Annotated in this window: 16 protein-coding genes and 1 pseudogene; 14 read left to right on the top strand and 3 right to left on the bottom strand. The window is 59.1% G+C overall.

What is annotated here, in order from left to right; translation table 11 throughout:
- Positions 1 to 19: 19 nt before the first annotated feature.
- Both AB1555_08090 and hemL read left to right on the top strand, forming a co-directional pair.
- Complete coding sequence (locus AB1555_08090; GenBank protein MEW6246653.1) at positions 20 to 2,335, top strand: 6-phosphofructokinase; 2,316 nt, start codon at positions 20 to 22, stop codon at positions 2,333 to 2,335.
- Between the two features lie 254 nt (positions 2,336 to 2,589).
- Positions 2,590 to 3,873: a glutamate-1-semialdehyde 2,1-aminomutase gene (gene hemL, locus AB1555_08085; protein ID MEW6246652.1), complete on the top strand. Its 1,284-nt coding sequence runs from the start codon at positions 2,590 to 2,592 to the stop codon at positions 3,871 to 3,873.
- A gap of 167 nt (positions 3,874 to 4,040) precedes the next feature.
- Here the strand turns inward: hemL and AB1555_08080 are convergent, their stop codons facing one another.
- Positions 4,041 to 4,271, bottom strand: a complete 231-nt coding sequence (locus tag AB1555_08080) for a hypothetical protein (protein MEW6246651.1) — start codon at positions 4,269 to 4,271, stop codon at positions 4,041 to 4,043.
- Between the two features lie 246 nt (positions 4,272 to 4,517).
- On the opposite strand from AB1555_08080, the gene AB1555_08075 reads away from it, so the two are divergent.
- Entirely contained in the window at positions 4,518 to 5,135 is a 618-nt protein-coding gene (locus AB1555_08075; GenBank protein ID MEW6246650.1) for a thermonuclease family protein, read from the top strand.
- On the opposite strand, the gene AB1555_08070 is transcribed toward AB1555_08075, so the two are convergent.
- Positions 5,084 to 5,473 carry a helix-turn-helix transcriptional regulator gene (locus AB1555_08070; protein ID MEW6246649.1) on the bottom strand — a complete coding sequence of 130 codons (390 nt, stop codon included), beginning with the start codon at positions 5,471 to 5,473 and terminating at the stop codon, positions 5,084 to 5,086. The two genes, AB1555_08075 and AB1555_08070, sit on opposite strands and share 52 nt — an antisense overlap.
- A gap of 65 nt (positions 5,474 to 5,538) precedes the next feature.
- Complete coding sequence (locus AB1555_08065; protein MEW6246648.1) at positions 5,539 to 5,823, bottom strand: type II toxin-antitoxin system RelE/ParE family toxin; 285 nt, start codon at positions 5,821 to 5,823, stop codon at positions 5,539 to 5,541.
- A 98-nt stretch (positions 5,824 to 5,921) separates the two neighbouring features.
- Here AB1555_08065 and AB1555_08060 point away from each other — a divergent pair.
- From AB1555_08060 to AB1555_08010, 11 genes and pseudogenes are all read left to right on the top strand, one after another.
- Positions 5,922 to 6,068: pseudogene (locus tag AB1555_08060) on the top strand (integron integrase).
- A gap of 242 nt (positions 6,069 to 6,310) precedes the next feature.
- A complete protein-coding gene (locus tag AB1555_08055) occupies positions 6,311 to 6,763 on the top strand; it encodes a helix-turn-helix domain-containing protein (GenBank protein ID MEW6246647.1) in 453 nt (150 codons plus the stop codon).
- Positions 6,764 to 6,795: 32 nt separating this feature from the next.
- Positions 6,796 to 6,993, top strand: coding sequence for a hypothetical protein (locus AB1555_08050; protein ID MEW6246646.1), 198 nt, complete (start codon positions 6,796 to 6,798; stop codon positions 6,991 to 6,993).
- 392 nt (positions 6,994 to 7,385) lie between these two features.
- Positions 7,386 to 8,195, top strand: coding sequence for a site-specific DNA-methyltransferase (locus AB1555_08045; GenBank protein ID MEW6246645.1), 810 nt, complete (start codon positions 7,386 to 7,388; stop codon positions 8,193 to 8,195).
- Entirely contained in the window at positions 8,192 to 8,911 is a 720-nt protein-coding gene (locus AB1555_08040; protein MEW6246644.1) for a hypothetical protein, read from the top strand. Before AB1555_08045 ends, AB1555_08040 begins: the two co-directional genes overlap by 4 nt.
- Positions 8,912 to 9,425: 514 nt before the next feature.
- Complete coding sequence (locus AB1555_08035; protein MEW6246643.1) at positions 9,426 to 9,881, top strand: dual specificity protein phosphatase family protein; 456 nt, start codon at positions 9,426 to 9,428, stop codon at positions 9,879 to 9,881.
- A gap of 103 nt (positions 9,882 to 9,984) precedes the next feature.
- Entirely contained in the window at positions 9,985 to 10,440 is a 456-nt protein-coding gene (locus AB1555_08030) for a hypothetical protein (protein ID MEW6246642.1), read from the top strand.
- Positions 10,441 to 10,729: 289 nt separating this feature from the next.
- Positions 10,730 to 11,602 carry a hypothetical protein gene (locus AB1555_08025; protein ID MEW6246641.1) on the top strand — a complete coding sequence of 291 codons (873 nt, stop codon included), beginning with the start codon at positions 10,730 to 10,732 and terminating at the stop codon, positions 11,600 to 11,602.
- A gap of 185 nt (positions 11,603 to 11,787) precedes the next feature.
- A complete protein-coding gene (locus AB1555_08020; protein MEW6246640.1) occupies positions 11,788 to 12,018 on the top strand; it encodes a ribbon-helix-helix domain-containing protein in 231 nt (76 codons plus the stop codon).
- Entirely contained in the window at positions 12,018 to 12,329 is a 312-nt protein-coding gene (locus AB1555_08015; GenBank protein MEW6246639.1) for a type II toxin-antitoxin system PemK/MazF family toxin, read from the top strand. Before AB1555_08020 ends, AB1555_08015 begins: the two co-directional genes overlap by 1 nt.
- Positions 12,330 to 12,709: 380 nt before the next feature.
- The gene (locus AB1555_08010; protein MEW6246638.1) at positions 12,710 to 13,567 is read left to right on the top strand and encodes a GNAT family N-acetyltransferase; all 858 of its coding nucleotides are present in this window, start codon (positions 12,710 to 12,712) and stop codon (positions 13,565 to 13,567) included.
- Positions 13,568 to 13,783: the final 216 nt, after the last annotated feature.

Genomic DNA, 13,783 nt, shown 5'->3' with positions numbered 1-13,783 from the left:
ACGAGGCGGAGAGGTGAGCATGAATTCGCCGACGGACAAGTTGGACTTCGTGACCGTTGAAGGCTTACTGAGGTACGGGGAGGCACTGGCCCGCCGAACATCGAGCGAGGGCATCGACCTCCCGCCGCCTCCCGTTCCCTCCCCCGCTCGATCACAGCGTGTCCGGGAAGCGATGGACGGCATCCGGGCCTTCGTCCGGCGCGCGCAAGCCGGCCTCCCCAGCGCCCAGATCTACCGGGCCGAGCGGAGGGCCCTGCTCGCCCAGAGTTGCGGAGGCGATGAACTGGTCTGGTTCGCCGCCTGGAACCGACTCCTCGCGGAAGGCGAACTCGCGCCGCTCTACCGGGCGCCGATCGGAGCGGTTCAGAAGCCCGTCCACCGCCGGCCTGTCGCGATCGTTCCGCGCGCGCATTTGACGCCTCAACTGGCGGAAGGTCGCATCGTGCTGGATTTGGGCGACGACCGATTCTGGTTGCTGCCGCGTGACCTGGCCGGTCGCACCCTGTTTTTCACTATGCGTCACGGCATCTCCCGGGTCGAGAGCAAAACGCATCGCGTGGGGCGCCGCCTGGCCAACGTGCTGGACCCCGAGCGGGGCGTGCAGAAGGCGGATGCGGTCGGCGCGGCGCTGGCGCGCATGATCGGCGTGGTGGGCCAGCAACTGGACTATCTCCGTCTCCACAATTATCTCGATCCGCGCACCTTTCTCCATCTCACCAGCAGCACGCCCAATACGAAACAGCTTTGCGAGCGCATCGTCGCCGCGCTGCTCCCCGGAGTGTCCGAGCGCCCGCGCGTCGAGATCGAACCGGCGTTGGACTCCCAGGATTTCGGCTGGGCGACCGGACTGGACAAGCAAACCGAAGTGGAAGAAGCGGCGACGGCGTTCAGCGTGGATGGAAACACCGCCAAGCGACTCCTCAAGCATCCCTTCTACAGCCATCCCGGAGGACACTCGTTCTTCGATCTCTATCTCGACGTCATCGACGGGCTCCATGTCTTGGGCCGGTCCCGGCCGGGAGCGGTCTTCTGCTTGTACACCCACAGTTCCACACTGCGGGCGCTCAGGATTTTCCTCGACCCCCGGCCGTTCCGCGAGGCCTTCACCGAGTTCGGCGAATACAAGGAGGGGCAAGATAACGTCGTCCTGTTGACGTTCGAGAACGGCCAGCTCTCCGGATACTCCACCGCGGTGGGGCTGTCGGAAAGCGAGCGCGCCGCGCGGGACGCCTGGGTCTCCCTCGAACAGGCTCGGAAGGACCGGGTGACGTTGAAGCCGCGACGCCTCAAGCGACTCATCGCGCTGGTGTCGGGCGGCGACTTCGCCGGCGCCGGAGCCGCGCTGAAGGAACTGCGCGTGACCGGGAACCGCCTGGGACTCGACATTTATTTCGTCCGCCATGGATTTCTCGGCCTGGCCAACAACTGGATCGAGGCGGTCACGGAAGAGGATACGCGCGGCATGAGCAGTCATGCGAGCAGCCCGATCGGAAGCAGCCGTTTCGAGGATTTCAAGGACGAAGAGGTTCAAGTGGCCGCCATGCGCCACCTCGAACCCTACCTGGAGGACGGCGCCGTGGTCGTCCTGGGAGGCGACGGCAGCCTGCGCGGCGCCCGCGCCATCTACGAAACCTTCGGCGTGCAGGTGGCGGGGATTCCCGGCACCATCGACAACAACATCGCGGGCACCACGTCACTCGGTTTTCACTCCGCGGTCGCCTTGGCGAACCAGTCCATCGAATCGCTGAAGGCGACCAGCGCGGCGATGGGCAGCGTGTTTTTCGTCGAGGTGATGGGGGCGGGATCGGGTCACCTCGCGCTGGCCTGCGCCTATCAGGCGAGGGCGGAGGGAGTCCTGGTGAACGAGCATCCCGATCCCGACGCCTACATCGATGACATCATTCTCGGGACGCTGAAGCGGACCCTGGGAGTGCCGAACAAGAGCCATCTGTTTGTGGTGGCCGAACGCACGCCCCACCGCCATGCACGGGAGGGAGGCGTCCACGGACTGGTCGACTACGTCGCGAACACGATTGCGCGGTGGCCGCAGCGTCAGGCAAGACCCGGCCGCTATCCGCTGACGCTCGCGACCAAAGCGACGATTCTCGGTCATACCTTGAGGGGTGCGCCGCCGACTCCCGAGGACAAGGCGATTGCGCAGCATCTGGCATACGAGACCGTGCGGCGGTTGGTGGAACGGCCGGAGTCGATCGTCGGCTGTATGGTGGCCTATCGCGACCCCGCGACCATCGAGACGATTCCTCTGCACGCCGTCGCGCCCAAGCAGTTCGATTGGGAGCTGTTCGCCCGGATGCACGGAACGGAACTTCGCTGAGATTTTCGCACGAGCCCGACTTCCGCGGACCAGCCCCCTTCCTCAGCCGTTTTTTCTCGGCGGCGCGCACTTCGCGGCTCAACGGACCATCGGTGACTCGCTCGGTTGACCGCCGCCGCTCCGTTCCCGCACCTCCGGCAATGCCGCTCGAAGCGACGCGATCATGAGCACGCGTTGACCGATTCGCGCGCGGCATGTTACCTTGCACCGCCTTTTTTCTTACGCTATTGGCTATTCGCTACCTGCTGTTCACTATGAACACCACCAAGTCCCAGAAGCTCTTTGCCGAAGCGCAACGCTATATTCCCGGCGGCGTGAACAGCCCGGTTCGGGCCTTCCGCTCGGTCGGCGGCCGGCCGCTCTTCATCAAGCGGGCGAAGGGCAGCCGGCTCTATGATGTGGACGGGAACAGCTTCATCGACTACGTGCTGTCCTGGGGACCGATGATCCTCGGCCATGCCCCGGCCCCGGTGATCAAAGCGATTCAGCGAGCCGCCGAGAACGGCACCAGCTACGGCGCGCCGACCGAGCTGGAGGTCCGGTTGGCCCGCATGATCCGCGAGGCGATCCCGTCGATGCAGAAAGTCCGATTGGTCAGCTCCGGCACCGAAGCGGTGATGAGCGCCATCCGCGTCGCGCGCGCCTACACGAAACGGGACGCGATTCTCAAGTTCGAAGGCTGCTACCACGGGCACAGCGACTACCTGCTCGCCAAAGCCGGCTCGGGTCTGGCGACCTTGGGCCTTCCCGATTCGCCAGGGGTGCCGGCTGATTTCACGCGCCACACCCTCACGGCGCCCTACAACGACATCAGAACAGTCACGCAACTGGTCAGGGAACACCACCAACGGTTGGCCTGTATCATCGTCGAGCCGATCGCGGGCAACATGGGTGTCGTGCCGCCGGGCCAGGATTTCCTCCCGGCCTTGCGACACCTGACGGAGCAACACGGCATCGTGCTCATCTTCGATGAAGTGATCACCGGATTCCGCGTGCACTACGGCGGCGCGCAGACGTTGTACGGGGTGACGCCGGACCTGACCTGTTTGGGCAAGATCATCGGCGGAGGATTGCCGGTGGGCGCCTACGGAGGCAAGCAAGAGATCATGGATCTGATCGCGCCGGCCGGGCCGGTGTATCAGGCCGGGACGCTGTCGGGGAATCCGCTGGCTGTCACAGCGGGCATCGAGACGCTGACTCGGCTCAAGGCGCGCGGCTTGTACTCAAAACTCGAGGAACGATCGGCGACGCTGGCGGAGGGCTTGGGTGAGGCCGCTCGGAAAGCCGGAGTGCCGCTGACGCAAACGCGGGTGGGGTCGATGCTGGGCGCGTTTTTTACCGCGGGGCCGGTGGTGGACTGGACGACGGCGAAACAGTCGGACACGCAGCGTTACGCGAAATTTTTCCGCCGAATGCTGGAGAAGGGCGTCTACTTCGCGCCGTCCCAGTTCGAGGCGGCGTTCCTCTCAACTGCCCACACCGACGCCGACATCAAGAAAACAATCGCAGCCGCGCACGCGGCCTTCAAAAGTCTCTAGACGGCCGTATCTCGTCATCTAATAAATCAGCTTGAATAACAGAGCGCGATCATTCTCCGCACTCCACCAGATGTATCTGGAACGATACAGGTCCGGATCGTTTAAGATACAGTTCGAGTCTCTTCCCGGTGGTCGTGCGCGCTTCACGAGATACGCTTCACGTTTTTCTATTCATCATCTTCGTCCTGCGCCTCTAGCGCCTCCTGCCGCTTCTGCTCCTCCATCGCGTTATGCAGGAGCATGCGGATGAACATCGAATAAAGCGAGCCCTTCTCCAAGGTCCCGCCGGGCGGAATGGCGATCTTGCCCTCTTTGATCATCTTATCCATCCACGCCTTCTGATCGGGCGCAATCAGGACAGGGATCTCGACCAACCCCACTTTGCCGAACATATCCATGTTTTAACCTCCTAGCGCGACTCGCGAGACCCGCGCGAAACGCCGGACCGCCAGGATCGCCTTAAGCGAGTCTCGCATTTCCCGCCTTTCACGCATCTCTCGCTCCGACAGCCCATCGGGCTGTCGGTATTCCAGCACGCGGTTTTCTCCCTTGTCAACCGAGCGGAGGCCACAATCTTCGAGTGGCACGGGCTGTGCTTCTTGTCTCGCGCATGTGACGGAATTCCACACGGAGCGGAGCCGCCCATGGTCTCCACACACGTTTTGCGCGCAGTCTGGCTGTCGGTCATTTTCCTACAGCCCGTTGAGTCGATTCTCGCGGCCGGTCCACAGCCTTCATCGACGTCGCAACCAGACACCTACGCGGCAGGCTTAGGAAGCGACCTGCGCACCCATTGCGATCTCTGCTGGAATCCGACTCAACCCAGCCAACGCCGACTCCGGTCCGCCGGAACGCCGTTGCACGGACATCACATCAAGAAAGGGCGGCGCCCGCACCGCAAACTGCGCTGGCACAGTCGCGCGCCGCGATCATCCCTGCGGCGATCCCTCCCCCATCGTGCCTTGAGCGCCACGGGCGGACCGGGCTATCTGCTGGACCCGTGGCACATTCAGGCGATCGACGGCGACACGATTCGGTACGGCATGGAGCGGATTCGCATCAGAGGGATCGACACGCCCGAACTCACCGAGACCGGCGGCTTTGACGCCACGCAACGCCTGGCCAGGCTTCTTAAGGACGGGCAGATCCGCCTCGTCCCGCACGGGCGGGATATCTACGGCCGCCTGCTCGCCGACGTGTACGTCAATGATCAGAATGTGGGGGAGCTCTTAAGGATGGAAGGATATGCAAAGAGCCGCTGACGTGGGCGTGAAGCGGCCACCCCGGAGTCGCGCCCCAAGACCCTCGCAATGTCCCGCGGCGTCGCACCGAGCACCACCAACCCTCGCAGGAGCAGGTCGATCGAAACGGTCTGGTCCGCCGCCTCCATCTTCACCACTCGCGATTGACTCGACTTCAGTCGCTTGGCAAGGGCGACCTGCGAAAGCCCTCGAGCTTCGCGGCGCGAGCGCAGCGCCTGGCTCAAGCACACCTTCATCTCGACCACCGCGGTCTCTTCCGGATTCAGTCCCAAGAAATCGCTTGCCGTCCCGATTCGCCACCCGCGCGCTTCAAGCCGCTTGCGTTTTGCTTTGTCCATTACCGCACCTCCTCTCGTGCTGCCTGATCGTACAGACGCAAGCGCCGCTGACACACCTCAATGACCTACCGCGGAATGGTTTGCGTCTTCTTGCTGAAGACTTCGACGATCACGATCGCATCGGAACCCACACGGTACACAATGCGCCAGGACGCCCGTTCATCCTGAATCCTCAGTTCATGGCAACGCGGGCCGACGCTGGGCATAGGCCTGGAATGTGGCATTTCCAGGTTCTCACCGCGTTGCAAACGGCGTAGCAGCACGCCGGCCTCGAGCCGGGCCGCGGGAGAAAAGGGCGGGCTTTGTACCTGTCCATGCAGCCGAACCAGCGGCTTGCCGGCTGATGCCAATAGGATTCGTATATGTCATCAATGACATAACCGCAAGCATGGCCACTTCCCCATAAGGAAAAGGATGCCGCGCTGGACCGGCCGCTATACTGTCTAGCGCGTTTGGAGCCTACCTGCTTCTGGACAGCTCCGACACCAGGACCTTCCATGAACTCCCTGGGCACAAGGACGTAAGCACCACGATGATCTATACGCATGTCCAGAATCGAGGGGGACGAAATATCCGCAACCCCGCAGACCGGTGAGGGATAGGCGACCGTGGTGCTCCGATCGGGCAGAAAGAGGCTGCGGGCCAATAGGCAGACAGGCCGCCGGAGTGGCAGTGTTTGCCCGCACGTGGCCCTTGACACGCTTGCCGTACCTCGCAACAATGCCGACGATTTAGGCTCGACTGGGGTTAGCGGCCTGTCAGCAATCGGCCGCCGTCCTCAGGGTCCCTGTCGCAACTCACTTAATAGTTAGATTGCCCCGAACAGAGACCGTGCCGATGTCGAAGCTCGAAAAACTTCAGCGAAGGCTCCTCACCGCAGAAGAGGTGCGGTTTTTCGGGCAAAGATTCAGACAGCTTATGGGCGAGCTGTTGGTCGGGATGCTGAACCGTTACGGCGTTTCCCCCGAAGATCATTTCCGCTTTCACCCGCTCGCTGTTCGGCTCGCGAGCGCACGCGCTGAGCGCGGCCTTGATCTGAAGGCCGCAGCCGCCGCGCTCAAGGTAGCCCGATATCGACTCGCCGAGATTGAACGCGGCGGAACGAAGAACGTTGACGCCGAACTGCTTATTCGCTACGTGGACTATCTTGGACTCAAGAACTGGTTTGGCCGCTGGAAAAGAGCGAACGCCTCGCTTGCTAAACGCCTACGGATTACGGGGGCGGGCAAGCTAACCGCCGCTTCCAGAGCGGCGCGCCGCGAGCGGCGCGCGCCTGAAGCGGGACGTTAGGCTGCTGCTAAATAAACGAAAGGAAATATCCCATGACCAGTGGAGGAATTCCTTTGTCGGAGTGGTCCGGTTCTGGTGCCACTCGCGAGCTTCACGAGACTATTCGCAATTTCAACGAAGTGGCATCGCGCCAGACACAAGAAATTGTGATTCTCACGCGAGTTCTTGCGTTTCTGACGTTTGTCATGACCATCGGCCTCATCTTTCAAATATATCTGGCCTGGCGCTGACCGTGACTCGAGTCGCAGTGTATCAGCCTAACCGTGCGATCGACAGCGACGCCAGAAAGCGCCGTGCGCTTCTAGCGCGTCATCGCGGACGTTAGGCCGCACAGGGCTTCTGAGGTGCAAACGTTAAGGTTGATGGAGTTCGTCAAATGAAACTACGAGATCAAGGTTCTCTGTTCCCACGAGTTAGCCCGACTCCGATTCGTCTAGACAAGACGGGACGACAAGGTGGGAAAACAAGAGAACGTCTCGAAAGGGTAGACGCAAACCCAGACTTGAGGAAGCGTCTGGTGCGCTACTGTCGGTTAAAATCCGGGCAAGTATGGGAGGACCCAATCAGAGGACATCGTGTCGGGGTATTGGACGCCACAAATCCCCAGGACGTCTTGAGGATCATGGGCTCTAAAAAGGCGCGGTTGGTAGTCAGCGATCCTCCTTATAATGTGATCGTCGGGAACACAGACAGCCCTAACCTGTCGAAAGTCGAAATCTCCTCCTATTTGGATTTCTCCAGGGCATGGGTCAAAAATGCTTTAGACGCGCTTGATGACAACGCGCACCTATATATCTGGATGGGTGCAGATTACAAGGACAAATTTCAGCCTCTGCCGGATTTCATGATCCTCATGCGTGAGTTCCACGAGCAAGTGAAAGCGAGGAACTTTATAACAGTGAGAAACCAACGAGGCTACGGAACTCAACTGAATTGGATGTGGGTACGCCAAGAGCTTCTGTATTATGTCAAGGGCAATCCCTCCTTCAACGTGGAAGCTGAGTACACAGACATCCCCAAAATACTGCGTGGCTACTACAAGGACATTAATGGCCAGGTCAAAGAAAACCTGGAGCGCTCCAAGTCCGAGAACATCCGTGCGGGTAATGTCTGGGTTGACATACAACAAGTGTTTTACAGGTTAGAGGAAAACGTGCCCGGATGTTATGCTCAGAAACCTTTGAAAGCCATAGAGCGTATAGTCCTGGCGAGCACAAGAGAGCGTGACCTAGTAGCCGATTTCTTTTGTCATTCAGGAACGACCCTGATCGCCGGGGAGCGGCTCAACAGGCGTGTGTTTACCTTCGACAGCGACCCAATCTTTGCCGAGATAACAATTCGCCGCCTGGAGCACTATCGAAAAACAGGAAGGACTGGATGGCAATGGGCCAGCCCGTTTCCTGAAGTCGACCCAGAGGACCGCGGCAGGTGAACTTACAGGCTCTTCGGGCTTACCTTGATCGCCTCGCCCTTAGCTTGGAAGGGGAGGACAAGCGCCTGCTGAAGGCGAGACTCCAAGGTCTAACCTCTGTTTTTCCGTTCAACGAATATGAATACATGTTGACATTCCTTGTCGACCGACGAGTTATCCGCTTCGGGGAATATGAGAAGCTACGACACAACTACGTTTCAGCCAACCGATATTTGGGGCTTTTCGGTCTGGCACCTCGCATTTTCGGTCAAGTATGGGGCGAAACTCACCTTCGAGATGTTGATCCGAGGTTCCAGAAACCCGACCGTTCGCTAGATCCCGAACACGAAGGGCAATATGATCTTTGGTTAGATGGTGTTCGAATTGAAGTTAAAGCCGCGAGGGCTATCCACACCAAAAGGCGAGGAGACCTGGTGTCCAAAGCTCTCCACTTTCGATCCAGGGAACCGTTCTGGCTGAACTTTCAGCAGCTCAAACTTGATCTATGCGATGTCTTCGTATTCATTGGGGTATGGGTCGATGAAATCGTGTATTGGGTAATGTCGAACGACGAAGTAAGAGCCAGCAAGTATCGCAGCCACCAACATCGTGGAGGCATCGAATACCAGATCGGTATTACAGACAAGAATATTTCTGAGTTTGAGATTTACAAGACGCCGGCCAATCAACTGGTGAAAGTGATATTACGAAAAGGCCGAGGCGCGGCTAGACGCTAGAGGCTACTTGGGCACAAGAAAAGTGATCGCACGCGAAAAAGGGGGCGGGAGTCTTAAATAGTGCACAAGTCCGGCAGGCCATCCGATTTGCACTTGCGCTCTAGCACCGGTTTGGACGACCCTCACGAGGGACTGAAAAGGGTCGTGAAGCGGCCGCGGGCCAATAGGGAGACCGGCTGCCGGAGTGGCAGTGTTTGCCGGCATGTGGCCCTTGACAAGCTTGCTGCACCTGACAACAATGCCGACGATGTTGGCTCGACAGGGGGCAGGGGCCTGTCAGGCATCGGCCTTCAGCAGAAGGGTCCGTGGCGGAACTTATTTAATAGTTAGAACCTATCTCAAAATCGTTTTTTGGGGAGTGCCTAGCTCCCTCAACACAACCATGAGCATCACAAAGTTCCGGATTTGCCTGAAAACGCACGCGTTGGCTTTTCAACTTCGCGCAGCTGCTCTGGTCCAGAACGCTGATTTCCAATTTTGAGATAGGTTCTAGACACTGAAGGCAGAAGCGACGATGGATACATGGTGGATCGACAGACCTCATTTACTGGGTAGCAGGAATCCAACCACTACCGACCTCGAACAGTTGAGAAGCGACGGCTTTGGGGTGCTCGTTTCTCTGCTCTGTGAGGAGGAGCAGCCACCGCGCTATGACATCGCCCGCATCACAGCGCTCGGCTATGAGCGACACAACATACCCGTGCAGGACTTCTGTCCTCCGACAGTGGAGCAACTTGAGCAGTTCGTCAGACTCGTTGATGGATTGCCTCCCGGAACGAAGATCGTCGTTCACTGCGAAGGCGGCACCGGCAGAACCGGCACGTTCGCGGCGGCTTACTGGGTGGCGAAGGGTAAGACAGCGGAGGACGCGATTCAACACGTTCGCACGGCGCGACCTCATGCGGTCGAAACACGAGAACAAAAAGCAATCCTAGAGGCGTTCGCACGCAAGCTAGGGCTCGATCGTTAGACGCCCAGCAAGAAACGAGAGGCCGTCCCCTGTGAATAACGCTTGTGAACACCTACCCTTGCTTGTCGATTACACAGCCCTCGTATACCACGAGGCGCGCAATGTGCGGCATCTCATTCGAGAGCTTCGAGAGCGGGCCGTCGAACCGGAAAAATGGAAGCAATGGAAGAAGCAATGGGAGCATCTTGTAGGGTTGCCCAAGAACCGCAACGAGGCGTGGAAGGCGCTGCAAAGCACTCGTTCAGAGGCGAAACAGGCTGAGACTGTGCAAGCTGCCCTTCTTCCATTTGAACAACGGTTCAAAGTTAACCTTGAGCAACTCCACAAGCTCTTCGGCCATCCCGCTTGGCGTAACACACGCTTCGGGGGCAAGAGATGGAAAGCAATTACCGAACTGGTACAGTCCCTTGCAGCCTCTCTGGAGAACGGCCAATCGGATGAGGCGAGTAATCTGCTTGCCAAGCTGTCCCAAGCCCAACACAACACTGGGTTAATAGCAACCAAACTGCGTGACCTGGACGAAGCGCTTCGAAAGCTGAGTCATCCCCACGGTGTCTAACAAGAGTAGAGAAAAAGGGGTCGGGAGTCTTAATAGTGCACACTCATGATACGACTCCCGACCCCTTTTTCACCCACCGACCCCCTTTCTTACCCGCTGGCACAAAGAGGCTGCGAGCTAATAGGGAGATTGGCCGCTGGAGTGGCAGTGTTTGCCGGCACGCGGCCCTTAACACGCTTTCCCTACCTCACAACAATGCCGACGATTTTGGCTCGACTGGGGCAGGGGCCTGTCAGGAATCGGCCGCCAGCCCTGTCGCGACTCACTTAACAGTTAGGTTGCTGCCATCGTGGCCACCAGGGAGACGTTCTTCGCTTACTTGAACATCGATCATCCGATGGTCGCATGGGAGGTGGCTATCGGTCGATTGCAGTCTGTTACGGAAATCACCGGCGAGCGATTTGGCGTCTCGCTCTGGGCGTATTCTCTGCTGCAAAGCTATGTCCAAAATCATCAGCCGAAGCGTTTCGAGAATGAGCTGCGACTTGAGTACATCAGACAGCGCGGTTACCGCGATTGCGTCTCGCGGCTCCACGGCCTGTACTTCTTCCGGTCCGAAGAGGACGCCCGCGTAGCGCTCGATCGCTGGGGGATACCGCATCTGAAGCGGTACATCAGTGCGGTTCAGTTCGACGCGTCTGCACTTACTGAAGTGGACTCCGAGTGGATCACATTTAACCTCGGTTGGAACGCGGATCCCCGGTGGATGCACGCATATTGGAGCCGCAAGCCAGCAGGTGCGAAACCTCTGATCGAGATATTAGCTCTCGGATCTGGTGTCGTCCTGAACAAGGCCTTGCGAATCGAAGCATATAAGCGAATCTATGATCGGTGGCCCACATCCACTCCACTTTTGGCGGCAGCGTGCTGTGCCTTTGCCCGCTGCCGCCTAGCCAATGTCGCACTGGTAAAGCCTGGGCTGATTTCTGCGACTGACAGTATCCATGGCAACTACTATATAGACATGAAGGAGTTTGATGAGAATCAAGATACCATTGTAGCGGCGGTAGAGGACTGCAAACGGACCGGAGAATGCCCGCCAGTTGTCATGCCGTCCGATCAGACCAAGATATTCACTTTGCCCGACTTCGGCCCCTATTCGTTCGAACTGCGCGACAGAGACTCCAGTGCTCTCTTCGGATCGGTCCACAAGGCAACCTAATTTCTGCATCGAGTGGGAAGTGACTCCTTCCAAGAAGAAATCGGCAGCCAAGTAGGGAGGCGGCTGAAAGGGGAAACTTTGCCCGACTTGGCCTGGACGCGGCTCGATTGAGCCTGCGCTTGCATTTCGACAGCGATGTCTATATGAATGTTGTCTATTATAGCTATTCTTGTATCGGAGGAAGGATGAGAACCGTACAAATGACGCTCGACGATGAGTTGGTCAGTTTGATCGATAAGGCCGCCAAGCGGCTCAAGACGACTCGGTCGGCCTTCACCAGGGACGCCCTCCGTTCGGCGCTGGAGCGGCTCCGCATGCAGGACCTCGAGCGCAAGCAGCGGGAAGGGTATGCCAAGAAGCCGCCCAAGCGAGGGGAGTTCGACGTCTGGGAACGTGAGCAGGTCTGGGGCGACTGATGCGACGCGGCGAGGTCCGCTGGTACAAGTTCCCCAGTCCAGATAAGCGAAGGCCGGTAGTGATCCTCACGCGGGACTCGGCGCTCGAATTCCTTGGGGAAGTGACCGTGGCGCCCGTGACCAGCACGATCCGTGACATCCCGTCCGAGGTTCTGCTCACCGAAGCCGACGGCATGCCCCGACCCTGCGCCGTCAACCTCGATCACATCCAGACCGTGTCCAAAGGTAAGATCGGATCGCTCATCACAACATTGAGTTCCGACCGCATGTCCCAAGTCCGGCAGGCCCTGCGATTTGCACTTGCGCTCTAGCACCGGTTTGGACGACCCTCACGAGGGAATGAAAAGGGGTCGGGAAAAGGGGTCGGGAGTCATTTATAGGTTGTCGGCAACCTCCTCCCCGCGGTAGCGAAGAAGAAAACGGGGTCGAGGAAGAAGAAAACGGGGTCGGGAGTCTTAATAGAGCACAGACATTCAGGAAACGACTCCCGACCCCTTTTCTTGCCTTCGCGGAGTGGCAGTGTTTGCCCGCACGTGGCACTTGACACGCTTTCCGTACCTGACAACAATGCCTACGATTTTTGCTCGACAGGGGTCAGGGGACTGTCAGGAATAGGCCGCCAGCCTCAGGGTCCCTGTCGCAACTCACTTAATAGTTCGGCAACATAGGCGATGCAGCAAAGGAGGGGATCATGAACGTCCGACTACGTCCTGGCACTGCGGCAGACGCCAAGGAATGTGGGCGCATCCAGTACGAGGCGTTCAAGTCGATCGGGCAGCAACACAATTTCCCACCCGATTTCCCCTCGGTCGAAGCCGCCACGGATGTCGTTACGATGCTCCTCTCCCATCCTCGCTTCTATTCCGTCGTAGCCGAGGTCGACGGTCGAGTCGTGGGTTGCAACTTTTTGGACGAGCGGTCGACCATCGCCGGCATCGGTCCAGTTTCGGTCGATCCCCCAGTAATGAACAGCACGCTCGGCCGCCAGCTCATGCGGGCGGTCATGGATCGAGCCGTTGAGCGTCGTATTCCGGGTGTCCGCCTCCTGCAAATCGCGTGGCACTACCGCTCGCTTGCGCTCTACGCGAAGCTCGGCTTCGAGATCCGCGAGACAATCTCGGGATTACAGGGCCCGTCTCTCCGCCTGAAGATCCCCGGATATGACGTGCGCCCAGCCCGCCCAGAGGACGCCCCGGCTTGCAATGCGCTCTGCTTCCACGTACACGGCCACGACCGGGCCGGGGAGTTGGCGGACGCCATTCGCGACGGAACCGCGAACGTCGTCGAACGTCTCGGACGGATTACTGGCTACTCGACTGCGATTGGCTGGTTCCATCATGCCGTCGGCGAGACCAACGATGACCTGAAGGCGTTGATCGGAGCGGCGCAGTCCTTTCTTGGGCCCGGATTCCTTTTGCCGTCTCGCAACGGTGAGTTGTTCCGCTGGTGCCTGGCCAACAATCTTCGTGTCGTCGCTCAGGCGACGCTCATGACGATCGGCCTGTATAACGCGCCTACCGGCGCATATCTGCCGTCGATTCTCTATTGAGTCGCGCTCAAGTATGTTGCCGAACATCACGCTTGAGCGGACCTCGGGCTCGCGATGCTCGCCCGCGGCCGCTCAGCGTGGGCGTTAGCCCGTGTCAGCTTTCATGCGAAACTCCCCCCTGAGTTTTCATCTGAAATTCCTCCCTCTCTGGGCACAGGGAGGGAATCACGATGGAGGAACGAGCCCTCAGTCCAGTAAGTTCCCCGCCGAGTCCAA

This window comes from Nitrospirota bacterium (assembly GCA_040755395.1).
Taxonomy (GTDB): Bacteria; Nitrospirota; Nitrospiria; order Nitrospirales; family Nitrospiraceae; genus DATLZU01.
This window is presented reverse-complemented; position numbering and strand designations above follow the sequence as displayed.

Bases quoted from the DNA above. Each gene is read 5' to 3' on its own strand.
- AB1555_08075 (MEW6246650.1), top strand. From the start codon at position 4,518: ATGGTCTCCACACACGTTTTGCGCGCAGTCTGGCTGTCGGTCATTTTC.
- AB1555_08050 (MEW6246646.1), top strand. From the start codon at position 6,796: ATGACCAGTGGAGGAATTCCTTTGTCGGAGTGGTCCGGTTCTGGTGCC.
- AB1555_08070 (MEW6246649.1), bottom strand. From the start codon at position 5,473: ATGGACAAAGCAAAACGCAAGCGGCTTGAAGCGCGCGGGTGGCGAATC.
- AB1555_08035 (MEW6246643.1), top strand. From the start codon at position 9,426: ATGGATACATGGTGGATCGACAGACCTCATTTACTGGGTAGCAGGAAT.
- hemL (MEW6246652.1), top strand. From the start codon at position 2,590: ATGAACACCACCAAGTCCCAGAAGCTCTTTGCCGAAGCGCAACGCTAT.
- AB1555_08080 (MEW6246651.1), bottom strand. From the start codon at position 4,271: ATGGATATGTTCGGCAAAGTGGGGTTGGTCGAGATCCCTGTCCTGATT.
- AB1555_08015 (MEW6246639.1), top strand. From the start codon at position 12,018: ATGCGACGCGGCGAGGTCCGCTGGTACAAGTTCCCCAGTCCAGATAAG.
- AB1555_08045 (MEW6246645.1), top strand. From the start codon at position 7,386: ATGGGCTCTAAAAAGGCGCGGTTGGTAGTCAGCGATCCTCCTTATAAT.
- AB1555_08055 (MEW6246647.1), top strand. From the start codon at position 6,311: ATGTCGAAGCTCGAAAAACTTCAGCGAAGGCTCCTCACCGCAGAAGAG.
- AB1555_08090 (MEW6246653.1), top strand. From the start codon at position 20: ATGAATTCGCCGACGGACAAGTTGGACTTCGTGACCGTTGAAGGCTTA.
- AB1555_08020 (MEW6246640.1), top strand. From the start codon at position 11,788: ATGAGAACCGTACAAATGACGCTCGACGATGAGTTGGTCAGTTTGATC.
- AB1555_08010 (MEW6246638.1), top strand. From the start codon at position 12,710: ATGAACGTCCGACTACGTCCTGGCACTGCGGCAGACGCCAAGGAATGT.